This is a genomic window from Phocaeicola plebeius DSM 17135 (assembly GCF_000187895.1).
GTDB lineage: Bacteria > Bacteroidota > Bacteroidia > Bacteroidales > Bacteroidaceae > Phocaeicola > Phocaeicola plebeius.
Window position 1 is genome coordinate 30,298 of sequence record NZ_DS990129.1, and the last position, 26,775, is coordinate 57,072.

Below are 26,775 nucleotides of genomic sequence, written 5' to 3' on the forward strand. Positions count from 1 at the left end.
AAAGAACTTTCTACGTTTCTCTCCCATAAGCCATACGGTTCACATCCGGGAAACCTACATTTCCGGAACTTAAAACATATAGTCCCCGGCAAGAAAACATAAAAGAATGCCTGACGTTATTTCCATAGCGTACAGGCATTCTTCACAATAAATCATCTAATAATAGACTAGTTTTTCATTTGAACCTTCATCACAAATCCTCCGCGTGGCAGACAGTCTACCTCATGTATAGCTTTCTTCAAGCCAGAGAGCATCTGTATATCAAACTGATTACGTTCTTTTCCATCGGCATACAAAGTGATTTCTTTGACGGGCTTCTGAATAAAACTTAAATCTACAGCAAGCGATTTCTTCTCGTTTGTTCCGTTCAGGCCGGCAATATACCAGCAATCCCCACTTTTCCGGGCAAGCACTACATAGCTGGAAGGATAACCGCTTAGCAATTTCGTATCGTCCCAAACGGTGGGAAGTGAAGAGATAAATGAGCGTACTTCAGCTGGTTGGGCATGGTATCCTTCGGGGCGGTCGGCCAAATGCTGCAAGGCAGATTCAAACGCAACCAGCAGAGCCAGTTCATGCCCGTTCGAAGTGATATGCGGATGCTGAGAATCTGTAAAAGTACAAGGAGTATAGTCCATCGGGCCCACTACATTACGCGTAAAAGGCAATGTACAGTTATGCCATGCCGCACTGTCGGTCAATATCTCCTTATTATTATACCATTCAGCTCCATATACTCCTTCTACTGACATCATGTGAGGATAAGTGCGCTGCCAGCCTCGCGGAATAGGAGCTCCATGAAAGTTTACCATCAAATGATATTTAGCCGCATCCTCCAGAATGTCCACAAAATAATTCATCGTAGATATACTGTCCTGGCTGAAGAAATCTACTTTTATTCCTTTCACACCCATGGACTCAAGCCAGGCAAATTCTTTCTGACGTGTCTCCGGTTTGTTCAGACGATACAAAGGACCAAACGCACACCACGCGGTGGAGGAGTTATACCACAACAAAGGAGCAACTTTCTTCTGTTTTGCATAAGCCAAGGCATCTTCCACATCGCCGCCGTTCCCCATTTCGTCCCATTCCGCATCAATCAACATGTAAGGAAGATGAAAATCTGCCGCAAAATCAATATACTTCTTTATCAGCTGATAATCTCTTGAACCGTGATTATAAGCCCAGTAAATCCAGGAAACGACTCCCGGCTTAATCCAGGAAACATCGCTCAGCCGACAAGGCTCACTGACGTCTGTCACTAAAGTGGACTCTACCACATCGGCCAGAGAACCGATAATGGCCACGCGCCAAGGCGAGCACCATCTACCGGAAGCTTTGGTCGGTTCTGCCATCTCCACTTTATAGGTCGACTCATTGGCAGCATTGTTCAGCCAGGAACCACAGTTACCTTTCGCAACATTCGCTTCTGAGATAAGGGTAAAAACAGAATCTGCCACTTCAAACAATGCCGGGAATCCCCATTGTCCTGCAGTATATCCTTGCACACGACCTTTATTTTTCAAATAGAAGTCTTCATAGGCCTGATTCAACTTCTGTGTCCATCGGGTAATTCCTTTCTGAAAAGCAAAAGCTGTAGTTTCATCAGTCACACACATTTCTTTAGTCAGGCGGGGAAATACATAACGAAAAGCTATACCGTCATCATATACCCGAAGTTCCAAATCCAGCGATACATTCTGAGCGTTCTTGAAATGAAATATCTGCTGGTTTCCCTCGTTCGTGCAATGACGGCGTTTACCAGTTATCATGGTATAATCCTCACGTACAGGAGTCACGGCGGAAGAAGACACATAATTAAATTCGTCTCCGAATGTACGCTGAAGTTGAATCCCCAGATTCTTTAACTGAACTACCGAAATCGAAGCATCACCTTTCTTATAAATCACACGCAATCCTTTCGCAGGATTATCCCAGCTCACTCCTATTTTCTTATTAGGAGAGTATAAACTATTATCTGCTTTCACTGTTATACCGGAAAAGAATACACATACGAAAAGAAGGCACGCTTTCCATGAATTAGAAATTAATTGTCTGTACATAGTTGTTTATTCGTTTTTATTGGATTACAAAATTATCCGTTCTTTCAGGAAACAAATTGCATAAAACCGTTTTATACAGGACAATATCGATATATAAAGAGCACATAAACAAATTTTATCCACAAAAAGTTCTTACGATGTACAAAAAAAGTGACTTTTTGCACAGTATTGTGCCCTTTAACAAAACAGGACAATATGCAACAGAGCTTGATAAAGAGGAGATAACAATATAATTTTATATAAAACTTCCCCTAAAAGCGAGGAATCGAGGAAAAACTTTCTACTTTTGCAACTTGTAATTAAAAGAACTCATTTGCAGATGAAAATAAAGTTTTTGCCATTGATTGCAGTACTCTTTGCTGCAACATCTATAATGACATCGTGTTTGGATAATGATGTGGAACAGGTCACTTATACCTCAGAAACCAGTATTACAGGATTTTCATTGGGTACATTGAACATTGACCGAATAGGGAAAGATAAGGATGGGAAAGATAGTGCGTATGTGGATACACTAGATTGCTCAGAATATCCATTCACCATCAATCAAATGACAAGAGAAATCGAGAATAAAGATTCACTTCCTTATGGAACTCACATTGACAAAGTGATAACCAGCGTGACTTACGACGCCGGTGCACTGGCCTACAGACCCAAAGGAACAGATAAAGACACGTTGTGGACTTCTACAGACTCTATCGATTTTTCAGGAGACACTCGTACCATGTCTACTGTTACCCCTATTGAATTTAAGGTATATGCTTACAGCGGTGCAATCGGACAGGCTTATAAAGTGAAAATCAACGTACACCAGCAGGTTCCAGACACTATCTCATGGAAGAAGTTTGACAATTCATTCAGTGCCGGAATTTTAAGTGAACAGAAAGCTGTATATGCTAACGGGAAAGTATATGTATTCGGGAAAAATGGCAACAATACCCAAATTGAATACTCGGATGTAGCAAATGACAATCCTACTTCATGGACTCCCGTTGCAAGTGTACCCGCAAATATAGATACTTACTCTGCTACTGTATGGACAGAAAATATTTATTTCCTGGCAGGCACAGTTAACAATAAGAAGCTCTATAAACTGGATGTAACCACCAATGAAATTACCTCCGCAGGTACAGATGTATTCGAAATTCTGATTGGTGGAAATGATGTCACAAAGGAACTTTACGCTGTTAAAGGCGGAAAAAGTGGTACATATAAAGAAAATGTATGGACAGAAGATACAAACCCGTTCACACAATTTACAGCAGGTAAGCCTTTCTTCTCCAATACAACTACTGCATCTTACAACAGCAACGTCACTACTACTGTAGCTCTTTGCTATAATCAGGGCACTACAGCCAATGACACAACAGCGTTGGTATTCAACCGCATGTCAAGTGATAGCAAATGGGAAACAAGAATGCAGAATCTTCCACTGCCGAACCTGAAAAACGTCACCATGATTTACTACGACGGAAAGCTGTATGCTTTCGGTGGGGAAAGTGTAAAACCGGAAGTGAAACCTTTCAGCCAGTTCTATTGTTCTACCGATAACGGACTTTGCTGGAGACCTGTCACTGAATGTATGGCTTTCCCAGCAGAATTCGGCACACTTTATACTACACACCACGGCAATTATTCATGCGCCGTAACTCCCAAACTGGAAAACGGAACGTCCAGAGGTAACTTTATCTGGATTGTGTGGGAAGATGGAAGCATCAGCCGAGGACGTATCAACCGACTGGGATTCACCCCTAAATGGTAATCTAAAAAACTGAAAAACAACAAAGCTATGCTATATAAAGACCAAATTGACAAGAACCGGATACCGGCACATATTGCTATCATCATGGATGGCAACGGACGCTGGGCCAAACAGCAGGGACATGCCCGCACTTTCGGACACCAGGCTGGCGCCGAAACCGTACATGTCATTGCGGAAGAAGCCGCACAGCTGGGCGTGAAGTATCTGACTCTTTATACATTCTCTACCGAAAACTGGAATCGTCCGGTAGACGAGGTTGCCGCACTGATGAGTTTGCTTATGGACTCTATTGAAGAAGAAACCTTCATGAAGAACAACATCAGTTTCCGCATCATCGGTGAAACAGAAAAATTGCCGGAAAACGTACTTGCACGACTGAACAAGTGCATCGAACGTACGTCAAAGAACACGGGAATGTGTCTGACTTTAGCATTAAGCTATTCTTCTAAATGGGAAATCACGGAGGCTGTCAAAAAAATTGCCCGTGAAGTGAAAGAAGGAATACTCACTCCCGAGGAAATTACAGACCAGACCATCAACCGATGTCTGGCCACTCATTATATGCCCGACCCGGACTTGTTGATCAGAACAGGCGGTGAAATCCGATTAAGCAACTATCTGCTCTGGCAGTGCGCTTACGCGGAACTGTACTTCTGTGATACTTTCTGGCCGGACTTCAAGGCCGAAGAATTGTGTAAGGCTATTTGTGACTTTCAAAAAAGAGAACGCCGATTCGGCAAAACCAGTGAACAAATTTAACAAAGAACAATGCAAAACCGTTTTTCACTTATCCTATTGATTGCTGCATGTCTTTCGTCTGCTCCAATGGGGGGATATGCACAGGACAATAATACAACTGAACAAAGCGATAAACCAATTATCCTTTACAACGGAACACCTAAAAAATATGAAATCGCCGACATCAAGGTCAGCGGAGTAAAGAACTATGAGGATTATGTCCTGATAGGTATTTCCGGCTTGGCTGTCGGACAGACTATCACCGTACCAGGAGATGACATCACCTCGGCAGTAAAAAGATACTGGCGTCATGGTTTGTTCTCTGACGTGAAAATCGTAGCAGACAAAATTGTAGACAATAAAATTTACCTGTCTATCCAGCTAACACAACGTCCGCGTATTACCGACATCGTAATCCATGGTGTGAAAAAGAGTGAGCGCGAAGACTTGCAGGCTAAACTAGGTATGGCAAAAGGTACACAGGTTACACCGAACTTGATTGACCGTGCTAAAATTCTGATCAAGAAACATTTTGATGAAAAAGGTTTCAAGAATGCAGAAGTTAACATCGTGGAGCGTGAAGACCCGGAAAATAAGGAACAGGTATATGTAGACGTGAACATTGACAAGAAGGCCAAAGTCAAAGTCCACAAAATTACCATTGAAGGAAATGAGGTCTTGGCCGACAAGAAACTGAAACGTGTCATGAAGAAGACTAACGAAAAAGGTAAACTGATCAACCTTTTCCGTGCCAAGAAGTTTATCAATGAACGTTACGAAGAAGACAAGCAGAAAATCATCGATAAATACAACGAATTAGGTTATCGTGATGCACAAATCGTAGAAGACAGTGTATCTTCATACGATGAAAAGACGGTAGATGTCTACATGAAGATCTACGAAGGACAAAAATATTACCTTCGTGACATCACCTGGGTAGGTAACACGGTATATCCTTCTGACCTGTTGAACGAACAGCTCCGCATGAAACGCGGTGATGTATATAACCAGAAGTTGCTGAACGACCGTATCTCTAACGATGAAGACGCAATCGGTAACAACTACTATAACCGCGGATATGTGTTCTACCGCCTCGATCCGGTGGAAGTAAACATTGACGGTGACTCTATCGACTTGGAAATGCGTATCACCGAAGGTCCGCAGGCTAGCATCAGCCACGTACGTATCAACGGTAATGACCGTCTGTATGAAAATATTGTACGCCGTGAGTTGCGTACACGTCCGGGCGACCTCTTCAGTAAGGAAGCACTGGAACGTTCTTACCGTGAAATCGCACAGATGGGACACTTCAACCCTGAGAATATCAAACCGGATGTACAGCCGAACTTCCAGGACGGTACAGTAGACATCAACTGGGGACTGGAATCAAAAGCTAACGACCAGGTGGAATTCTCCGCAGGTTGGGGACAGACTGGTGTCATCGGTAAGTTGAGCTTGAAGTTTACTAACTTCTCATTTGCGAACTTGTTCCGCAAGAACGACAACTACCGCGGTATCCTGCCACAAGGTGACGGACAAACACTGACCATCAGTGGACAAACCAACGGACGCTACTATCAGTCATACAGCGTATCGTTCTTCGACCCATGGTTTGGCGGCAAGCGTCCGAACTCGTTCTCTGTTTCTGCTTTCTACTCTATCCAGACCGACGTAAGCAGCCAATATTATAACTCTGCCTACATGAACAACTACTACAACATGTTAAGCGGATACGGATATTACGGAGGCTACGGAAGCTATTATGACAACTACGAATCTTACTACGACCCCGACAAGTCTATCAAGATGTTCGGTGTATCTGTAGGATGGGGTAAGCGTCTGCGCTGGCCGGATGACTACTTTACCTTATCGGCTGAATTGTCTTACCAGCGATTCATGCTGAAAGACTGGAGTTACCTCTATATCAAACTGAACAACGGACAGTACATGAACACCGGTAACTGTAATAACCTGAGCCTGAACCTGACCTTGTCACGTAACTCTACGGATAACCCGATTTTCCCGCGTTACGGTTCAGAATTCTCGGCTTCTTTGCAGATTACTCCGCCGTACTCTCTGTTCAGCAAGAAGGACTACTCTACTTACGGTAAAGACAACTACCACGATGCGGCCAGCATGTACAAGTGGATTGAATACCACAAGTGGAAATTCAAAGCCAAAACTTATACAGCCTTGATGGATATCCAGAAATGTCCGGTTATCATGACCCGTACAGAATTCGGTATCCTCGGTCACTTCAACAAATACAAACGTTCACCGTTTGAAACCTTCTACGTGGGAGGTGACGGTATGACTGGTTACAGCTACAACTATGCATCAGAAACCATCGCCCTCCGTGGATATGAAAACGGTTCATTGACTCCGTACGGAAGTGAAGGTTATGCTTACATCCGTCTGGGTGCCGAGCTCCGCTACCCGCTGATGCTGGAAAACTCTACCAGTATCTATGCACTGGGCTTCGTGGAAGCAGGTAACGCATGGAACAATGTGACCGACTTTAACCCCTTCCAGTTGAAACGTTCTGCCGGATTCGGTGTACGTATCTTCCTGCCGATGATTGGTATGATGGGTATTGACTGGGCTTACGGTTTCGACAAGATTGACGGTTCAATGCAATACAGCGGAAGTCAGTTCCACTTTATCATCGGACAAGAATTCTAACACTTAAAAACCAATGATTATGAAGAGACTCATTTTATCCGTTATGCTGTTAGTGGCCGCCGTGGGTATGGCCTCAGCACAGAAATTCGCACTGGTAGATATGGAGTATATCCTCAAGCAGATTCCTTCTTATCAACAGGCCAACCAACAGATGGAGTCACTGTCAAAGCAATGGCAAAGCCAGATTGAGGCCAAAGCCAACGAAGCAAAAAAGCTGTATGAAGATTACCAGAAAAGCGCCAACACGCTTTCTGCTACTCAGAAAACCAGCAAAGAGGAAGCTATCGTAGCCAAAGAAAAAGAAGCGGCAGAACTCCGCAAGCAATATTTCGGACCGGAAGGTGAACTGATGAAGAAACGCCAGGAGCTGATTTCTCCGATTCAGGATGCTATCTACAATGCAGTAAAAGAAATTGCTACCCAGCGCGGATACGATGCCGTGATAGACCGTGCCTCGGCACAGAGCATGATTTTTGCTTCTCCACGCATTGATATAAGCAATGAGGTTCTTGCAAAACTAGGATATTCAAATTAATTTTATACATTTGCAACCGGGTGATAATAAGCCCTGTTTTATACATTGAATTAATTAATAACAAATAGAAACTTGAGATTATGTTGAAGAAAATTGCTTTTTTACTTTTGCTCATCGCACCGATGAGTGTATTCGCACAAAAATTTGCGCACTTTAAATCAATGGATATTATCCCTGTAATGCCGGAATGGGCTAAGGCACAGACAGACATCCAGACTATGCAGAAACAATACGAAGACGAAATCAAACGTGCTTCTGACGAATTCAACAAGAAATTTGCAGAATACCAGCAGGAACAGAAGAACCTGCCACAAAATATTCAGGAACGCCGCCAGAAAGAGCTGCAGGATTTGCAGGAAAAAGGTATGCAGTTCCAGCAGGATGCACAGCAGCAGTTGCAGAAAGCATACGGTGACATGATGGAACCTATCTACAAAAAACTGGAAGATGCCGTTAAGGCTGTAGGTAAAGCTGGTGCTTATACTTACGTATTCGATTTGAACCGTACTGACATTCCTTACATTGACGAAACTCAGTCAAAAGATATTACAAACGACATCAAGACTAAATTGGGCATCAGCCTGACAGCAGTACCTGCTACTCCAGCAGCTCCTGCAGCAACTTCTGCTCAGTAATTAAAGGAACTCTTTGTCGTTCTGACTACATGTCATTCAGAGAAACACGAAAAAGATTTCTCTGAATGACATTTTTCTTTTCAAACCTTTCAACTGTTTTCCCATGTACCCTCTATCTGCCCCTCACACCGGTCCCATCGGAGTTTTCGACTCCGGATACGGAGGTCTTACCATTCTAGGAAAATTCATCGAACGACTACCACAGTACGATTACCTGTACTTGGGAGATAATGCCCGTGCCCCATACGGTACACGCTCGTTCGAAGTGGTCTATGACTTCACCCTACAGGCTGTCAAGAAATTGTTTGAGTTGGGCTGCCCGCTGGTCATCCTGGCCTGTAATACGGCTTCCGCCAAGGCTCTTCGCAGCATCCAGCAGAACGACCTTCCTCACATGGATCCGACCCGCCGCGTATTAGGAGTAATCCGCCCCACTGTAGAATGTATCGGTGAAATCACCCGCAACGGACACGTAGGCCTGCTGGCCACAGCCGGTACGGTACGTTCCGAATCCTATCCGCTGGAGATTAAAAAGATTTTTCCAGATATTCAGGTAACGGGAATGGCCTGCCCCATGTGGGTACCACTGGTAGAGAACAAGGAATACGACGGTGACGGAGCCGACTATTTCGTCAAGAAATACATTGATACCATCCTGCAGAAAGATCCGGACATCGACACCCTGATTTTAGGCTGTACGCACTATCCCCTGCTTCTGCAAAAGATACGGCAGTACACCCCCTCGCACATCCGGCTGGTAACGCAAGGCGAGTATGTAAGCGAAAGCCTGAAGGACTATCTGTCGCGTCATCCGGACATGGACGCACGCTGTTCCAAGAACAAGCGACGGGAGTTTCTCACCACAGAATCGGTCGAGAAATTCCGGGAATCGGCTTCGGTATTCTTACACTGCACAGACGTACATGTACGCAACGTCCAACTTGAATAAAATAAAAAATGGTCCGCCTCTGAATCTTCTCACAGAGACGGACCATTTTTGTTTTATATGAACTGACTTCTATTCAGCCACAAAAGTCGCGTGCTGCACATTCCGGCTGTCCGGACCCACCATCACTTCAAACTCTCCCGGTTCATATCCATATTCCAGACGAGAATTATAATACTTCAAATCATCCTCATCGAGTACAAACTCTACATTCTGTGTCTCTCCCTTTTTAAGGGCCACACGGCGGAAAGCTTTCAGCTCCTTCACCGGACGGGAGATTTCTGCATACACATCGTGAAGATACAACTGCACAATCTCTACTCCGTCACACTCGCCGGAATTGGTTACAGGCACGGTTACCTTCAACTGCCCACCCTTGGCCATACGCTCCGCACTCAACTGCAAATTACCGTAACGGAAAGTGGTATAACTCAAACCATAGCCAAAAGGATAAAGCGGTTCATTACTCTGGTCGATGTAATTGCTGCCATAACGATTGAAAGTAGTGTCATCCGTATCCGGACGACCCGTATTCAGGTGATTATAATAAAGCGGCAACTGTCCCACCGCACGTGGGAAACTCGTAGTCAGCTTACCCGAAGGAGATACTTCTCCAAACATCACATCGGCAATGGCATCACCCGCTTCACTGCCGGCAAACCACACGTTCAGGATAGCCGGAACATGCTCAGACTCCCAGCATAAATCCAGCGGACGACCGGTAAACAAAGCCAGTACCACCGGCTTTCCGGTAGCTATCAATGCCTTCAACAAATCTTTCTGCGCATCCGGAATCTGAATATCTGTACGAGAAGAAGACTCTCCGCTCATCTCAGCACTCTCACCTAATGCGGCCACAATCACATCGGCAGAAGCCGCCACGCGCAAAGCCTCAGCCCGCAACTGACGGTCATCGCCACGTGTCAGCGGACGAGGTTCGACCGCCCCTTTCTCAATATGCTCACTATAATACACATTACTTCCCTTGGCATAAGAAACCGTAGCCTTATCACCTACCGCACGACGGAAAGCTTCGTACATCGTCACATGACGGTCTGTCTGACAATCCATGTTCCACGTGCCGCACATATTGTTCTGCGCATCAGCCATCGGCCCAATCAATGCAATGCGTCCTTTTTTCTGCAAAGGCAACAACTTACCCTCGTTCTTCAACAGCACAAACGTTTCAGCCGCAATCTCACGTGCCGCTTTACGATTCGCCTCCGTAAACAATTCCTTGCGTCCCCGAAGCGTATCACAATACTTATAAGGATTTTCAAACAATCCTAACTTATACTTGGCTTCCAATACCCGACGACAAGCCTCGTCAATCCGCTCCTGCGTCACGGCCTTCTCCTTCAATGAAGCTTCCAGCGTATGCAAGAAACCATGTGCCACCATATCCATGTCCGTTCCTGCATTCAACGCCCGTGCAGAAGCCTCCTTCAAGTCGGCCACCCCATGAGTCTTCATCTCACCAATCGAATTGTAGTCGGTCACCACAAACCCCGTGAACCCCCACTCATTGCGGAGCAAATCCGTCAGCAGCCATTTGTCAGCTGTAGCAGGTACCCCGTTGATGGTATTGAACGAGCTCATCACCGAACCCACTCCGGCTTCCACCGCCCCTTTATAAGGAGCCAGGTACACATTATACATCAGGTTTCGACTCATATCCACCGAATTGTAGTCACGTCCCGATTCCGAAGCTCCATACAGCGCAAAGTGCTTCACACAGGCCATGATTTCATTGTTCTGCTTCATGCCGTCACCCTGATAACCGCGCACATAGGCTCCAGCCATCAACGCCCCGAGGTACGGGTCCTCTCCACTTCCTTCTGCAATACGTCCCCAGCGGGCATCCCGACAGATGTCTACCATCGGACTGAAGGTCCAGCTGATTCCATCGGCACTGGCTTCCGTGGCAGAAATACGTGCCATACGTGTCACCGCCGCCGTATCCCAGCTACAAGACAGGGCCAACGGAATCGGGAAGATTGTTTCGTACCCGTGAATCACATCGGCACCCACTATCAAAGGAATTCCCAGACGAGTTTCCTCCACCGCCATACGCTGCATCTGGTAAATCTTATCCACTCCCTTCACATTGAAAAAGCCGCCGACCTCACCAGCTCGGATAGCTTCTGCCATCTTGCTGTTCTTCACTGCTCCCGACACCAGGTCATTCCCAGCCGGCAGATTCAACTGTCCTAACTTTTCCTGCAAGGTCATCCTTCCCATCAGGTCACTGATAAAGCGGTCCATCTCCGCATCCTTTCCCCCGGAATTCGGCGAAGAACATCCTGCCATTGACAAAAGCAAGGCCCCCGCCTTTACAAACTGACTTATTTTTCCCATAGATATCGTATTTTTTAGAATTCGTTCTTCCAAAAATATCAATTTTTCAAACAAAACGAGCCAGAAATACGAGGTTTATTTTCGCACTTACCAGAACGCAAGTACATTTTAAAAAAACACAAGTGCATTCGAAAGGAAACACAAGTGCGTCTTACCTCAAATGAACTTGTGTTTCAAACAAAACCCTTTGGCATTCTCTTCCAAACGCTTCAAGGTTTTCCATAGCAGCTGAAAAAGGCGTAAAAATCAACAGGGAACCGCTTTTTTCATACCAAAATCATGGATATTCAATAAAAAGACTTACTTTTGCGGAAGATTGCCCTTGTAGTTCAACGGATAGAATAGAAGTTTCCTAAACTTTAGATTCGGGTTCGATTCCCGACGAGGGTACAAAAAATAAGCCGCTCTCCCTTGAAGGAAAAGCGGCTTATTTTTTTGCCTGCAGCAAGTAACGGATTACTTACGAAGACCAAGTTCTTTAACAATAGCACGGTATCTTTCGATATCACGGCTCTTCAGGTAGTTCAGCAAAGAACGACGCTTACCTACCAAAGTTGTCAAAGCTCTTTCAGTGCTATAATCTTTTCTGTTGAGCTTCATGTGCTCAGTCAGGTGAGAAATACGGTATGAAAACAATGCTATCTGCGCTTCAGGTGAGCCAGTATCAGTGTTAGACTTTCCGTACTTTCCAAAGATTTCTTGTTTTTTAGCTGCGTCTAAATACATAATTTGACTATTTATTAAAATGTATAAATTTGATTTGCGGATGCAAAGGTAAGCATAATCTTTCAGACTACAAGCGTTTTACATCTTTTTTTCACACGAAAAGACAGAATCTTCTTCATCGCTCCTCTCCGACTTTCACCCTCAGAAAGACCGGCCTTCTCCCCTGCGTTTACGCCAAAAAATATAAAAACCCTGCATAAAATACCTGTCTTTCGCTGAAAAACAGTAATTTTGCACACAATTATATATAGGTATAGTATGCAAGACATTAGAAACATTGCCATTATTGCTCACGTTGACCACGGAAAAACAACTCTGGTGGACAAGATGATGCTGGCGGGACACCTGTTCCGCAACGACCAGACCAACGGTGAACTGGTTTTGGATAACAACGACCTGGAGCGTGAAAGAGGTATAACCATTCTTTCTAAAAACGTATCCATCAATTACAACGGTACAAAAATCAACATTATCGATACTCCGGGACACGCCGACTTCGGTGGAGAAGTGGAACGTGTCTTGAACATGGCCGACGGATGTATTCTGCTGGTAGACGCTTTTGAAGGTCCGATGCCGCAGACCCGCTTCGTGCTTCAGAAAGCCCTGCAAATTGGATTGAAACCTATCGTAGTGGTAAACAAGGTAGACAAACCGAACTGCCGTCCGGAAGAAGTATATGAAATGGTGTTCGACCTGATGTTCAGCCTCAACGCCACAGAAGACCAGCTGGACTTCCCGGTAATCTACGGTTCTGCCAAGAACAACTGGATGGGTGAAGACTGGAAAACTCCAACCGGCACCATCACTCCGCTGCTGGATGCCATCGTGAAATACATTCCGGCTCCGAAACAGCTGGAAGGAACTCCGCAGATGCTGATTACTTCACTTGACTATTCTTCTTACACCGGACGTATCGCCGTAGGCCGCGTGCACAGAGGTACGCTGAAAGAAGGCATGAACATCACCCTGGCTAAACGCGACGGTACATTGGTGAAATCTAAAATCAAGGAAGTACATACCTTCGAAGGCCTGGGCCGCAAAAAAGTAGAATCTGTATCTTCTGGCGACATCTGTGCCATCATCGGTGTGGAAGGCTTCGAAATCGGTGATACCATCTGCGACTTCGAAAATCCGGAACCGCTGCCACCTATCGCCATCGACGAACCGACCATGAGCATGCTGTTCACCATCAACGACTCTCCGTTCTTCGGCAAGGAAGGAAAATACGTGACTTCACGTCACATTCACGACCGTCTGATGAAAGAATTGGACAAGAACCTGGCGCTGCGCGTACGCAAGACGGAAAACGAAGACGGAAAATGGATTGTTTCCGGACGTGGTGTGCTCCACTTATCTGTATTAATTGAAACCATGCGTCGTGAAGGCTACGAACTTCAGGTAGGACAGCCGCAGGTTATCTTCAAGGAAATCGACGGTGTGAAATGCGAACCGATTGAAGAACTGACCATCAGCGTGCCCGAAGAATTTGCCAGCAAGATGATTGATATGGTAACCCGCCGTAAAGGTGAAATGGTATCCATGGAAACTCAAGGCGACCGTGTAAACATTGAATTTGACATGCCGTCACGCGGTATCATCGGTCTGCGTACCAACGTGCTGACTGCTTCTCAGGGAGAAGCCATCATGGCTCACCGTTTCAAGGAATACCAGCCGTTCAAGGGCGACATTCCTCGCCGTACCAACGGTTCAATGATTGCCATGGAATCAGGAACTGCCTTTGCTTACGCCATCGACAAGCTGCAGGATCGCGGTAAGTTCTTTATCTATCCGCAAGACGAAGTATATGCCGGACAAGTGGTAGGTGAACACGTTCATGAAAACGACCTGGTGATTAACGTAACCAAATCAAAGAAGCTGACCAACATGCGTGCTTCTGGTTCTGACGACAAGGCCCGTATCATTCCGCCGGTTATCTTCTCATTGGAAGAAGCGTTGGAATACATCAAGGAAGATGAATACGTGGAAGTAACTCCGAAGAGCATGCGTATGCGTAAAGTCATTCTGGACGAAACGGAACGTAAACGTGCCAACAAGAACTAATTCATTCTTTATATAAAAGTAAACCGGACTTTCAGAGGTTCTAGCCTTGTGAAAGTCCGGTTTACTTTTTATATGCTGTTTTAAGTTATTCTCTATAAACCAACTCATTGTTGTTCATCCGCTGCATGTACTGCTGGATGATTGACTTCAGCTGGGTTTCCATTTCTTTCCGCACTTCCTGCGGCATGCTGTCTTTCACATCGTCCTTCATCAGTACATCTGTACGGAAACGATAGGCATGAATCACTTTTTCTCCGTCGAACTGAATCAGGTAATCACCTTTCAGGAACTGGTAGATGCCGCTGCCATTAATATAGTTCACGGCAAATTTTTCACTCAGTGGCGTATGAAGTGCATCCTGCCCGAAGCCTATATAAGGACGGTCATACCCAAGTATGCCCAGCACCGTAGGCATAATATCGATTTGCTCCACAATCATTTCTGTGTTCCGCCCTTTCAGTTCCGGCAAACCGGGAGCATAAAACAAGATTGGAACCTTGTAAGCACCCAAATCTGTCACATACTCCGGATGTTCGTTCATACTGGCATGGTCGGCCGTCAATACAAAAAGCGTATTCTTAAACCAAGGCTGACGAGAAGCCGTTGCAAAGAACTGGCGCAAAGCGTTATCTGTATAGCCTATGCATTCATGTATCGGATGAGTTCCTTTAGGAAATACATTCTTATAGCGTTCGGGCAGTGCATACGGATTATGCGAGGTAGCCGTAAAAACTGAAGTAATAAAAGGCTCTTTAAACTCCGTCATTCGCTTGCAATAGAACTGCAAAAACTCTTCGTCCCATATAGCCCATGTACCGTCAAAATCATCATCTCCATGAAACGCCAGATCCTCATTATATTCCGTACGTCCCCAGTAGCTGTCAAAACCCACAGAATTGGCAAAAGCTTGAAAACCCATTGAACCGTTCATGGCCCCATGGAAGAAAGCCGAATAATACCCCTTATGCTTTAACTCGCGTGCCAGGCTGGACACATCATTCAGTGAAGCAGGAGTCAGGAAAAACGGTTCCACAAAGCTTGGAATGGAGGACAATACAGACGGCATGCCGTCAATACTCTTCCGGCCATTACTATAAGAATATTCAAAGGTCAGTCCTTTAGTCAACAAAGAATCCAGAAAAGGAGTATAGCCTTTATATGTCCCGTTATCGAGATGTGGATTAAAACTACCTACAAATTCTTTACTGAAGCTTTCCACAATCAGCACCACCACATTCATCGGACGGAACTGTACGGAATCAGCCGGAACATGAAGAGGAGTATAAACCTTTTCCGCTTCCGCATCTGTCAGATATTGAGGAATCACAAATGCCGTTTTTCCTAATGTGCGGAACAAAGAAAAAGGAGTATTCAATACCAGACAGGCATCTACCGGCCTGTCGGCATACTGGTTGGCATTACTGATGGTTATCGGACGAGTGGCCGCTGTCATTCCTCCTCGCATACCAAACACGACAAACGGAATAGCTGCCACCAGTGTCAGCGTCTGTACCGTATAATATCCCCATTTATTCCCAGGCAACTGCGGACGCGGAGCACGATACATCCGGTAAAGAAAATAACAAAGAGCCGCCGCTAACAGCACTAAATACCAGTTTGCCGCAAATTCTTTTAAAATGATGGATGTCAGATTACCCCCTGCTTCATGACTGAACTCCTGAAACACAGACGTGGTGGTACGTCGTCCGGAGAAACGGAAATACACGCAATCTACCAGATTGGAAAGCAGGAAAAAAGTATTTACAATCACAAATATCCACCGTATCACCCGGTAAAAGCCTTCCCGTTCCTTCCAATGGAAAGGAAACAAGAACAGAAGAATAAACAAAGCATTACTGTAAAGAATGGCTGTCGTATCGAAAATGGTACCGGCACCGAACAAACGGCACATATACCCCCATTCAAACTGTTCACTAAACAAACTCCAGTTTGTTAGCAAGAATGTCAAGCGGCAGATAAAATAGCACACATAGACAAGCAATAAGTTCCAAGCCAACGAAAGCACATTCGAAAAAAGTGTCTTATTCTTCATATCCATTTAGTTTTTAGGGCGGTAAAGTTAGTTATATTTTTGCAAACCCGTAGAAATACCAGTTTATTTATATCTTTGCAACTTCACTACATAAATCTTTAGATACATGAAGAAAAAAAGCATCATCAAACTAAGTATCACGGCAGTTATTCTCATCGCTTTAGGCTGTTGGATAAACTCCCGATGGAATGCCTGGTTCGGTAATCCCCCAGAAGCAGTTTACAGTCCCCTGAACGAACCTGGAAGAATCTTGCTGACGTTTGGAGACGAGAATGCCTTGTCGCGCAACATCAGCTGGCAGTATGATTCCATTGTATATCCGTCTCATGTAGAACTGACTGATACCTTCTCTAAAGATACCTTGCATATTGATGCAACAGGTGAAGTCTTCCAATCCCGTAGTGGAAAGGCCGCTTACTACGTCGCCAGACTACGCTCCTTAAAGCCATCTCATTCTTACAGATATCGCGTATGCAGTAATGGGAAATATTCTCCATGGTATCACTTCCAGACTCATAATCAGCCGACTCAGGATAGCTACAGTTTCTTATATGTGGGTGATGTGCAAGATTCTATCAACGGAAAAACCAATTATTTCCTGAAAAAGGCACTGCAAGCACATCCCGATACCGAATTTCTCGTATGCGGAGGCGACCTTACCGAACGCCCTATTGATGCCTACTGGGGAGAAACTTTCCGTGGTCTGGATTCTATTGCACAATGCCTGCCTGTCTTGACCGTAACAGGCAATCATGATTACTTGAAATATCCCATCCGGAAACTGGAACGACGCTTTTCTTTGATATTCTCCTATTATCTGGACTCCATGATAGGCGAAAACCAGGTATACACACTGAAATACAATGACATGCAGTTGTTCTGTCTGGACAGTAACCGCGAATTTTTCTATTTATGGACACAACGGAAATGGTTGAAAGAACAGTTGGAAAAGAGCAGTGCACGCTGGAAGGTAGTAGTACTTCATCATCCGCTTTATTCCATCAAAGGGAAATACAACAACCTGATTCAGAAATCAATGTTCAACTCACTGATTCAGGAACATCATGTCGATTTGGTGTTACAAGGTCACGAACATTCGTATGGCCGAATGACAGGTCATGATGAGAATAACAACCCAACAGTCCCAGTATATACAGTGAGCCATTGCTCTCCGAAAACTTACCGGATTTACTTCGGAGAAGATTTTGATAAATTCGGTATTGACGGGAAATACTACCAACAGATACAAGTAAAAGGAGATACATTACTCATGAACTCCTTTGATGCAACTAATGGCAACTTGTATGACTGCATCAAGATTGTCAAGAAAAATGACCAGACAGAAATCTTAGATTGCGGAAAAGATATTCCTGAAAACCTGAACTTCAGTCCTGCTCCTGGCAATAAAAAAGATATGAAATACATGGAACGTATCAATGAATATAAACAAAGAAGAGGTTATTAACCTCTTCTTTGTTTATAATTATAATTGTCCGCTCGTCTTGAAATACTGTTCCATCACCATCATCTGCAACAACTCTTCTCGTTTCTTATCGCGGAACTGTGCTACATATTCATGAGCATGGGCTATGATTTCTTCCGCTTTTTCCGGATGTGCAATATAATAATTCAGTTTTTCTTCCAAGTCAGAGAAATCATCCTTTACCTCTATATAATGATAATCAGGAATCAAGGTGCCTTCCATAAACCATGTTTCGCAAGTGGGGCGAGGCATTACCGCCAAAGAGTTCGATGACATCACCCATTTCAGATTAGAAGCCACATCATTTCCTTCAATCGCCATAATAAATTTATAATCCAGATGCTCCCGTATCGTTTTTTTAGAAGTCATCCACTCTTCCGGACACCCCTCATTCCGTCCTACTACTCCACAATCACATAAAGGGTGACCAAAGAATTTTTCCAGGAAACACGTCCGTAAACGGCTTTGGCGAATCTTACCGCGGAAAATCACACAATCTTTTTTCTCTCGGAAAGATTTCATATCATGCACAAACATGAAATGACGCAGCTTATCCAGCTTCAGCACCACTGAATTTTGGTTATCAGCGGCTAACAAGCGACTTTTTACTACCGTAGGTACTTCCGGAGTGAAATATACATCACCGGGACAAAAATTCCACCGCAAAGAACGAGGAAACCAACGCGTCACGTCATGCTGATCAAAATAATAAGCTGTATGAAACATTTTCCGGCGATAATCACCAATGGCTCCAGTATAATGAATCCAGCTTCGGTCGCGTGTCAGTTTATCTTCCGCAGAAATAGTCCAAGGAGCATGAATACGGATATAATAGTCTACGCGCTTCTGCATATACGCATAATCTGGACGACGACGTGCTTCGGCCAACATTCTCTCGCGCCGGCTGCGATACCAGACATCGGGTATCAGCAACCCAGAGAATTTTTTTACAAAGTCAAGAAACTTGATTGGCTTTCCGCTTCGTAGCTTATATAGGATATTATCTGCCATAGCTCTAAACAGTTATCAATTAATAAAATGTTTCCAGACAAAGATAGTGCTTTTATGTGAATATCTTATATCTTTGCAAGAAGGAATGTAAAACTCTTTATCAAAGCATGATACACATAGCCTGCAACATAGACAGCAATTACGTACGCCATTGTGCGGTAACCCTTGTTTCCTTATTTGAGAACAATCGGAAAGAACAAATCACGGCACATATTATAGCACGTGACTTGTCGGATGCAGAAAAGAAAATATTAATTGACCTGGCAGCCTCATACGGAAATCTGGTTTGTTTCTACGAACCGGACATCAAGTTGCTGGAAGGATTCACCATCCGCAAGTTCAGCAAACGTATTTCCATGGCTACCTATTATCGCTGCATTCTGTCTGAACTGTTGCCTGCCGACATCGATCGTCTGTTGTATTTGGACTGTGACATCGTCATCGTAGGGGATATTTCTGAATACTGGAATACTCCATTAGACGATGAAACAGGAGTGGCCGCCGTAGAAGACATGGGATGTAATGAACCAGCCCGCTATGAAATACTGAAATATCCCATGGAGGATTCTTACTTCAATGCCGGCGTACTTTTGATCAACCTCGATTACTGGCGTAAGAATGATGTAGCTCATGCATGTGTAGATTACTTCCACAAGTATCCTGAACGTATATTATTTAATGATCAGGATTTATTGAACAGCATCCTGCACAAGAATAAAATATTAGTGGACTTGAAATGGAATGTACAAGATGCTTTTTATCGCCGTCCTAAACAGATGGATGAAGCTTGGAAAAAGAAATTCTCTGAGGTATTGAAGCACCCTGTCATACTGCATTATACCAACCGAAAACCCTGGGAGTATGACAGTCAGCATCCTTTAAGGGAAATTTATTTCCAATATCTTGACATGACTCCCTGGAAAGGTGAACGCATACTGAATAACCCCTTAGAACAAATTAAACGCTTCTTCCGGTTATTGCCTTTCTATTTGCACATAAGAAAGCCCAAATATATATGCATTGAAAATATTTAGACAATGAAAAAACAAACGAAAATTAAAAAGTTTTTTAAACGCATCGAAGGTTTCTTTGTAAGAATCAAGCAACGTTACATTGTCCATCATTTATTAAAAACAGGAGGACAAGAAATTATTGCTCAATACCGCCAACACACAAATAAAACCTGTGAGCCAATAAATACGGAATCTCCTATTTGGGTTTGCTGGTGACAAGGAGAGAAAGCTATGCCTGACATTGCTAAAGCTTGTTTTAATTCCATTAAAATACATGCATGCAATCATCCTGTGATACTCATAACAAAAGAAAATTATACAAACTATGTTGAGTTACCAGATTATATTATTACAAAAGTGAATCAAGGAGAGATTACTCTAACTCACTTTTCCGATATCTTACGAATGGCTCTATTATCCAAGTATGGAGGAATCTGGTTGGATAGTACTGTATTGCTTCCTTTTAAAAATTTAGATTCTATTATCAATCCTACAAAAGAATTTTGGAGTTGTCACCACCTTCCTATCTATCATAATATTTCTAGAGGAGGATGGACAGGCTTCTTTTTAGCTTGTGGGAAAAACAATTTATTACCTTCTTTTATTTATGATTTCTTTTTGAGTTATTGGAAAAGACACAATAAATTGATTGATTACTTACTCATTGACTATACATTTGCTATTGCACGAAAATATATACCTGCCATACATCAAATGATTGAGTCAGTGCCCATCACGGTTATGGGTCCTCTTGGGAAATGCCTAAATGACGAATACTCAGAAGAAGGATGGAACAATTTCTGTAAGAATTATGATTTCCACAAATTAACCTATAAGATTCCATTACAAAAGGTAACTCCTGAAGGGAAGAAAACTTTTTATGGACATATTTTGGAAGAATTTCTAAATCCAAGGGCCACAAAATAGGGTTTGATTAATCTCATAAAAAAGATAACATGCAGCATGAATATGTAGCAATCACTTCATGTCGCATGTTATCTTGCATAAAAAAGTCGGTAAATACACTTTATTAACACTCCTCCACCTTAATATAATTATAGCCGATCTCTTTTAGGAGTCAATAGCATAGGATTAAATATACGTAATATCTGATTCATACGCTCTAATCGATAATCAGAAACGGTTCCCCCTAAAATTTTAAAGAGTTCTTCAAATAATTCTTGTTTACGTTCAAAAGAAACAGATGAACGCTTAATTCCTCTATAAAATCGGCCACGACGTAAATGTTTTTTGTAGGAGCCTAGTGAATCCAAGATTTGTTCCATTCTATGTACCACATATAGGCCTTCTTTTATTCCTCCACCCGAAACCGCAGAAGAAACTGTCACTTTCGCAGTATGCTGACGAAAATAATTCAAATTACAATAGATTTCACCAACCCCTCCCTGCATAGACATCAAAAACCAAAACAACCAATCCCCACAATAACGCATGTCCATAAAGCCAGAATCTTCCAAATTCAAGGCATATTCCCGACGAAACAAAACACCACTTGCATTTAATACATAATTTCTCCAATATAAATTATGAATAGCAAATGATTTTCCATCAAAATAAGATTCACGGTTCTTTTCACGTCTTCCCCATTTATTTACGTCTCTTCCACGAGTAATATCTCCTTTAGAATCAATCAATAAGGATCCCACATAACAGAAAGAAAAATCTTTATGCTGTTCTGCAAGATTTACACACCGCAGCAGAAAATCAGGCTCAGCCAAATCATCCGCTTCAGCAATCCACACATATTTTCCTCGAGCTAAAGAAATACCCTTCATCCATTGTTTAAAAGGAGTTCCACTATTTTTCTCATTCACTACAATATGAGAAACATGTTCATTTGTTTTATATTGCTCAAACACACTCAAACTTTCATCTGTAGACAAATCATCTAATAAAATTAGTTCAAAATCAGTAAACGTTTGATTTAGGATAGAATCAATTCTTGCCCGAAGATAACGAGCATAATTATAATTAGGCACAACAACACTAACTAAAGGAATTTTCTTTTCCAACATATGATGTTTGATTTAATTGTTCAATATATAAAAATCTGATAAAATTCTCACACATTAAGAAACGCTTTCTTTCCACTTCAACCAATCCTCTTTCGTCCGTTTCCAGCGCTTATGTGTCCAAAGCCAATATCCCGGCTGCTGGCAAATCTGCTCCTCCAAACGACGAGCATACAGGTCGGTTAATTCATAATCCGAATATTCTTTCGGATGCAATGCCATACACTCAAAAGAAGCACGATAATAGCCACGACGAACTCGTTCTACTCTCACATAATATAACGCTGCATCCACCTGCTTGGCGATACGTTCTGCTCCGATGAAAAAAGAAGTCTCATGATTCAGGAAAGTAGTCCAGTGATTCATATTCTCCCACTTGGGCAACTGGTCGGAAATAAAACCAATCATCACTTTCTTTTCCTGTCCGCGCAAAGTCAAAATACGCCGAAGTGTGTCTTTCATCAGAATAGATTCTCCACCAAACTGCCCTCGTAACTTCAAAAACAAGTCATCGAACGACTGATTGTATATCCGATGATAAATCTGCCCACAATGTATCTCGGGCAACCAGTATGCCAAAGATGCAATATATTCCCAATTACAATAATGCCCTAGATATAGAAAGCAGAATTTCTTGTTTTCACGTTCTAAATCTGCACGAACTTCATCCAGACCCACAAACTCCATCCGCCGCATCATTTCTTTCTTTGAGATAGAAAATAATTTTATCACCTCCATCAGATAATCACAAAAGAAATGATAGAACCGGCGCTCTATATCACGTTTCTCTTTCATACTTTTCTCCGGGAAACACTCGTCCAACTGTTTTTCTACCACTTTCCGACGGTATTTTACCACATAAAATAATGGGAAAAATAAACAATCGGAGAAAAAGTAAAGAAGCCTCAACGGAAGTAAAGACAACAGAGATAAAAAGAAAAATAATATACGATATACCAGCTTCATCAGGATATGGAGTTATAATTCAAGGCAAAGCTACAAAAAATATATCATCCCCGCAGTACGTAAAGTTCAAATTTTACAGAAAGGATGGCGTACCTATGGTATTTTGCACTATCTTTGCAAAATACAAGTAGTTACATTCTCTATTATGAAAGAATTCTTCCAACTCATGCGGCGGTTTGTATCGCCCTACAAGAAATATGTCTGCTGGGCTGTTCTTCTGAATATCCTTTCGGCGATTTTCAATGTATTTTCTTTTTCTCTTTTAATTCCTATTCTGAACATTCTCTTCAAAACGAATGCACAGGAAAAAGTGTATCAGTACATGGATTGGGAATGGTCGGTCGATTCATTGAAGGAAACTGCTATAAATAATTTTTACTATTATGTAAATCAATTGATAGACAGTTTTGGGCCATCGACCACATTGTTGCTTTTGGGATTGTTTTTGGCAGGCATGACTTTTCTGAAAACAGCTTGTTACTTTGGCTCCACGGCTGTAATGGTTCCTTTGCGAACAGGCATTGTGCGGGATATACGTACAATGGTATACACAAAAGTCACTTATCTTCCTTTAGGCTTCTTTTCAGAAGAAAGAAAAGGAGATATTATTGCCCGAATGAGTGGAGATGTGGCAGAAATTGAAAACTCCATCACCAGTTCACTGGACATGCTGTTGAAAAACCCCATTCTGATCATTTCTTATTTCACAACTCTGATGATTATCAGCTGGCAGCTGACTTTGTTTACTATCCTCGTATTGCCTACCATGGGATGGTTAATGGGAAAAATCGGCAGGAAACTGAAAAGACAATCGCTTGATGCACAGGAAAAATGGGGAGAAACCATGTCGCAACTGGAGGAAACCCTGGGCGGTCTGCGGGTCATCAAAGCCTTTACCGCTGAAGAGAAGATGATTAATCGCTTCAATAAATGCAGTAATGAATATCGTGATGCAACCAGTCGGGTATCCATCCGTCAGGCTATGGCACACCCGATGAGCGAATTTCTGGGTACAGTGCTTATTGTTTTTGTGCTATGGTTTGGAGGTTCATTGATTTTAGGAAACAATTCTTCCATTGATGCTTCTACTTTTATCTATTATATGGTGATACTTTATAGTATCATCAACCCGCTGAAGGATTTCTCAAAGGCCAGCTATATGATTCCAAGAGGATTAGCTTCTATGGAACGTGTGGACAAGATTCTAAAAGCGCCTAACAACATTGTAGAAAAAGAGCAACCGCAACATCTTTCTTCATTGAACAAAGACATTCAGTTCAACCATATCACATTCAGCTACAACGGCCAGACACAGGTGTTGAATGACATTAATCTCCGTATCAAAAAAGGAGAAACAATTGCGCTGGTGGGACAAAGCGGCTCCGGTAAATCAACTCTGGTAGACTTACTGCCTCGATTCCACGACGTACAAGGAGGAGAGATTCTAATTGACGGAGTAAATATAAAGGATGTATCTATCAGCGACCTTCGTTCACTTATCGGATATGTGAACCAGGAAGCCATCCTATTTAATGATAGTTTCTACAACAATATCACTTTCGGTGTAGAGAATGCCACTAAAGAGCAAGTGATAGAAGCTGCCAAGATTGCCAATGCCCATGATTTTATTATGGAATCGGAACAAGGATACGATACCAACATCGGTGACCGGGGATGCCGCCTTTCTGGAGGACAACGCCAGCGTATATCCATCGCACGGGCTATTCTAAAGAATCCGGCTATCTTAATATTGGACGAAGCTACTTCGGCACTTGATACGGAAAGTGAACGTTTGGTACAAGAAGCTTTGGAACGCTTGATGAAAACCAGAACGACTATTGCTATTGCACACCGTCTGTCGACCATCAAAAATGCCAACCAGATTTATGTGTTGTATGAAGGAAAGATTGTAGAAAACGGAAAACATGAAGAACTGCTTGCACAGAACGGATACTACAAACGTTTGAATGACATGCAGGCACTATAATAAAAACAAACGGCTTTAAAGGAATTGTAAACACCCTTTAAAGCCGTTTGAGTTTTTATTCTTATAATTCTAATATCTTCCTAACTTCTCGTGGATTCCATCACGGTAAGCTTGCCAGAATTTGGCTACGTCATTCAGTGTATACACGTTCTTAAACGGGCAAGTGAATAAAGCTACCAGCAAATACCCCAGCATTCCATTGAAACCACGCAGATATTTCACCCACCAGTTACGTCCATAATGATGATTCAAATAAGTGGAATTACGTACCTGATAAAAACGTTTCCATTTTTTCTTCTGGCTTCTCTCCTCCCAGTTATCATTTGAAAAGAACTTCTCCTTATCCATCAAGGCTGAGGGAATATATAGAATCCGGAAGCCTGCCAATACTGCACGCAGACAGTAATCAGTATCGTCACAGAAAATAAACAGCTCTTTATTAGGCAACCCTATTTCTGCAACGGCCTTACGGCTTATACACAGTCCTTCAAAAGCTGTGCCACAAATATCCACCGGGCCATTAACCACCTGCTTCTTCAGTTTCTGCTGATACATGGAAGCAAACGGATTGCTCAGGTTTACCTTTTGAAAGTCATTGGTAAAAATCTGTCCTTCCATCAAACGACGAGGAGCAAGAATTCCTACCCCTGGTTCATGGGTATAAGGCAACAGATGCTCCATACAGTCCGGACGAGGAAACACATCATCGTCCATGCACCAGATCCAGTCGGCACCTGCCTGATAAGCGTACTGAATGCCTCGATAAAAACCTCCTGACCCACCAACATTTTCCTGATGAATAACGGTCAAGTCTTCCTGTTCGTCCAACCATGCTCCAGTTCCATCCGTACTGCCGTTATTCACAACAACTATGGAGGAAACAGGAGTATTCAAGCGTAAGCAAGCAATGTTACGCTTCAACAACTCTCTCCGGTTATAGGTTACTACTACAGCTATTATATTCATACCCTCTAGTTAATAAAGACCATCAATCTTTCCAGGCTGAGTACTCCGATAAGCCACCATCAGCTTGTAACACTCGTCGGCATCAAAGCCACGTTCTTTAGCGTATGCTTCAGCCAACACCTTATGCATGTGAGGAGTGGCAGGAAGGCGCTCCAGATTCTTACAACCCGCTTTCATATCCAACGGTCCAATGTCCATGCGGTTCAAATCAACAATTTCTATTTTTATGCCTTCTGCTGTTTGAGCAAACAAGATATTTCCTCTACCATAGTCTTTATGAGCATAGCCGTGATTATGCAACTGAGCCGTTACATGACCTACTGCACGAAGCACATCATCCTCATACTCAAATTTATGTTTGAACAATTCCTCATAAGTATACGGACAATCGGATGCATACGTTACATAATAACTTCGGTCGAACATCAATCCTTTACGGATATTCAAATAGCCGACGGGACGAGGAGTACCCACACCAATATCCAATAACATCTGGGCATGTTCAAAAGAACGTTTGGCTTTTGAAGGACGAAACACCCCATACACCCAACGATTGATTATATTCGGAGTACGAAAAGATTTTACTACAAGTACGTTTCCATTATAGGTAATTTTTCTCAATTCATTTCTACCTTTATGTATGATGGTACCCTCTCCCTTCTCAAAACGATCCGGAATAGAAAGCATGAAATCCCTAAATGATTCACATTCGGGACTTAATACCAAAGTCTGATGATTAAAGAAACTCATAAATCGT

General features: G+C 42.9%; 21 protein-coding genes, 1 tRNA gene and 1 pseudogene. 14 read left to right on the forward strand and 9 right to left on the reverse strand.

Translation table 11 applies throughout. The features are described 5' to 3' along the window. Window positions 1-167 precede the first annotated feature (167 nt). Window positions 168-2,063: a glycoside hydrolase family 97 protein gene (locus BACPLE_RS08000; protein WP_007560670.1), complete on the reverse strand. Its 1,896-nt coding sequence runs from the start codon at window positions 2,061-2,063 to the stop codon at window positions 168-170. A gap of 319 nt (window positions 2,064-2,382) precedes the next feature. Between BACPLE_RS08000 and BACPLE_RS08010 the strand changes: the two genes are divergently transcribed. The 6 genes from BACPLE_RS08010 (at window position 2,383) to murI (ending at window position 9,364) form a co-directional block, all read left to right on the forward strand. After that, entirely contained in the window at window positions 2,383-3,825 is a 1,443-nt protein-coding gene (locus BACPLE_RS08010) for a DUF6242 domain-containing protein (protein WP_007560672.1), read from the forward strand. A gap of 9 nt (window positions 3,826-3,834) precedes the next feature. After that, window positions 3,835-4,584, forward strand: coding sequence for an isoprenyl transferase (locus BACPLE_RS08015; RefSeq protein WP_081458111.1), 750 nt, complete (start codon window positions 3,835-3,837; stop codon window positions 4,582-4,584). A 9-nt stretch (window positions 4,585-4,593) separates the two neighbouring features. Beyond that, complete coding sequence (gene bamA, locus BACPLE_RS08020; RefSeq protein WP_040312703.1) at window positions 4,594-7,245, forward strand: outer membrane protein assembly factor BamA; 2,652 nt, start codon at window positions 4,594-4,596, stop codon at window positions 7,243-7,245. Window positions 7,246-7,264: 19 nt separating this feature from the next. Continuing rightward, window positions 7,265-7,780, forward strand: a complete 516-nt coding sequence (locus BACPLE_RS08025) for an OmpH/Skp family outer membrane protein (protein WP_040312713.1) — start codon at window positions 7,265-7,267, stop codon at window positions 7,778-7,780. Between the two features lie 80 nt (window positions 7,781-7,860). Further along, window positions 7,861-8,415 (forward strand): OmpH/Skp family outer membrane protein, encoded by a 555-nt coding sequence (locus BACPLE_RS08030; protein ID WP_007560681.1) that lies wholly within the window; start codon window positions 7,861-7,863, stop codon window positions 8,413-8,415. A 103-nt stretch (window positions 8,416-8,518) separates the two neighbouring features. Further along, the gene (gene murI, locus BACPLE_RS08035; RefSeq protein ID WP_007560683.1) at window positions 8,519-9,364 is read left to right on the forward strand and encodes a glutamate racemase; all 846 of its coding nucleotides are present in this window, start codon (window positions 8,519-8,521) and stop codon (window positions 9,362-9,364) included. 69 nt (window positions 9,365-9,433) lie between these two features. On the opposite strand, the gene bglX is transcribed toward murI, so the two are convergent. Then, window positions 9,434-11,671, reverse strand: a complete 2,238-nt coding sequence (gene bglX, locus BACPLE_RS08040) for a beta-glucosidase BglX (RefSeq protein ID WP_303240317.1) — start codon at window positions 11,669-11,671, stop codon at window positions 9,434-9,436. A 366-nt stretch (window positions 11,672-12,037) separates the two neighbouring features. Here bglX and BACPLE_RS08045 point away from each other — a divergent pair. Next, window positions 12,038-12,109: transfer RNA gene (locus BACPLE_RS08045), tRNA-Arg, on the forward strand. Between the two features lie 66 nt (window positions 12,110-12,175). On the opposite strand, the gene rpsO is transcribed toward BACPLE_RS08045, so the two are convergent. After that, window positions 12,176-12,445 carry a 30S ribosomal protein S15 gene (rpsO, locus tag BACPLE_RS08050; RefSeq protein ID WP_007560687.1) on the reverse strand — a complete coding sequence of 90 codons (270 nt, stop codon included), beginning with the start codon at window positions 12,443-12,445 and terminating at the stop codon, window positions 12,176-12,178. A 258-nt stretch (window positions 12,446-12,703) separates the two neighbouring features. On the opposite strand from rpsO, the gene typA reads away from it, so the two are divergent. Continuing rightward, the gene (gene typA / locus BACPLE_RS08055) at window positions 12,704-14,506 is read left to right on the forward strand and encodes a translational GTPase TypA (protein ID WP_007560689.1); all 1,803 of its coding nucleotides are present in this window, start codon (window positions 12,704-12,706) and stop codon (window positions 14,504-14,506) included. A gap of 85 nt (window positions 14,507-14,591) precedes the next feature. On the opposite strand, the gene BACPLE_RS08060 is transcribed toward typA, so the two are convergent. After that, window positions 14,592-16,565 (reverse strand): LTA synthase family protein, encoded by a 1,974-nt coding sequence (locus tag BACPLE_RS08060; protein ID WP_007560692.1) that lies wholly within the window; start codon window positions 16,563-16,565, stop codon window positions 14,592-14,594. Window positions 16,566-16,665: 100 nt separating this feature from the next. On the opposite strand from BACPLE_RS08060, the gene BACPLE_RS08065 reads away from it, so the two are divergent. After that, entirely contained in the window at window positions 16,666-18,024 is a 1,359-nt protein-coding gene (locus BACPLE_RS08065) for a purple acid phosphatase family protein (protein WP_007560694.1), read from the forward strand. A gap of 18 nt (window positions 18,025-18,042) precedes the next feature. Here the strand turns inward: BACPLE_RS08065 and BACPLE_RS08070 are convergent, their stop codons facing one another. After that, window positions 18,043-19,053 carry a glycosyl transferase family 90 gene (locus BACPLE_RS08070; RefSeq protein WP_007560696.1) on the reverse strand — a complete coding sequence of 337 codons (1,011 nt, stop codon included), beginning with the start codon at window positions 19,051-19,053 and terminating at the stop codon, window positions 18,043-18,045. Window positions 19,054-19,160: 107 nt separating this feature from the next. On the opposite strand from BACPLE_RS08070, the gene BACPLE_RS08075 reads away from it, so the two are divergent. The 3 genes and pseudogenes from BACPLE_RS08075 to BACPLE_RS08080 form a co-directional block, all read left to right on the forward strand. After that, on the forward strand, window positions 19,161-20,087 hold the full coding sequence (locus BACPLE_RS08075; protein WP_007560698.1) for a glycosyltransferase family 8 protein: 927 nt from the start codon (window positions 19,161-19,163) through the stop codon (window positions 20,085-20,087). Between the two features lie 3 nt (window positions 20,088-20,090). Beyond that, entirely contained in the window at window positions 20,091-20,282 is a 192-nt protein-coding gene (locus tag BACPLE_RS19695; protein WP_007560700.1) for a hypothetical protein, read from the forward strand. Between the two features lie 12 nt (window positions 20,283-20,294). Further along, window positions 20,295-20,993, forward strand: a pseudogene (locus BACPLE_RS08080) (capsular polysaccharide synthesis protein); the annotation flags it as partial. Between the two features lie 128 nt (window positions 20,994-21,121). Here BACPLE_RS08080 and BACPLE_RS08085 read toward each other — a convergent pair. Continuing rightward, window positions 21,122-22,102 (reverse strand): glycosyltransferase family 2 protein, encoded by a 981-nt coding sequence (locus tag BACPLE_RS08085; RefSeq protein ID WP_007560706.1) that lies wholly within the window; start codon window positions 22,100-22,102, stop codon window positions 21,122-21,124. A 54-nt stretch (window positions 22,103-22,156) separates the two neighbouring features. After that, window positions 22,157-23,065 carry a lysophospholipid acyltransferase family protein gene (locus tag BACPLE_RS08090; RefSeq protein ID WP_040312705.1) on the reverse strand — a complete coding sequence of 303 codons (909 nt, stop codon included), beginning with the start codon at window positions 23,063-23,065 and terminating at the stop codon, window positions 22,157-22,159. Here BACPLE_RS08090 and BACPLE_RS19435 point away from each other — a divergent pair. Together BACPLE_RS19435 and BACPLE_RS08095 are read left to right on the forward strand one after the other, a co-directional pair. Beyond that, window positions 22,966-23,196, forward strand: a complete 231-nt coding sequence (locus BACPLE_RS19435; protein ID WP_007560711.1) for a hypothetical protein — start codon at window positions 22,966-22,968, stop codon at window positions 23,194-23,196. The genes BACPLE_RS08090 and BACPLE_RS19435 overlap by 100 nt on opposite strands. 14 nt (window positions 23,197-23,210) lie before the next feature. Next, window positions 23,211-25,052, forward strand: coding sequence for an ABC transporter ATP-binding protein (locus BACPLE_RS08095; RefSeq protein WP_007560713.1), 1,842 nt, complete (start codon window positions 23,211-23,213; stop codon window positions 25,050-25,052). A gap of 69 nt (window positions 25,053-25,121) precedes the next feature. Here the strand turns inward: BACPLE_RS08095 and BACPLE_RS08100 are convergent, their stop codons facing one another. Beyond that, window positions 25,122-26,018, reverse strand: a complete 897-nt coding sequence (locus BACPLE_RS08100) for a glycosyltransferase family 2 protein (protein WP_007560714.1) — start codon at window positions 26,016-26,018, stop codon at window positions 25,122-25,124. A 9-nt stretch (window positions 26,019-26,027) separates the two neighbouring features. Continuing rightward, window positions 26,028-26,768 (reverse strand): lipopolysaccharide kinase InaA family protein, encoded by a 741-nt coding sequence (locus tag BACPLE_RS08105; protein WP_007560716.1) that lies wholly within the window; start codon window positions 26,766-26,768, stop codon window positions 26,028-26,030. Window positions 26,769-26,775: the final 7 nt, after the last annotated feature.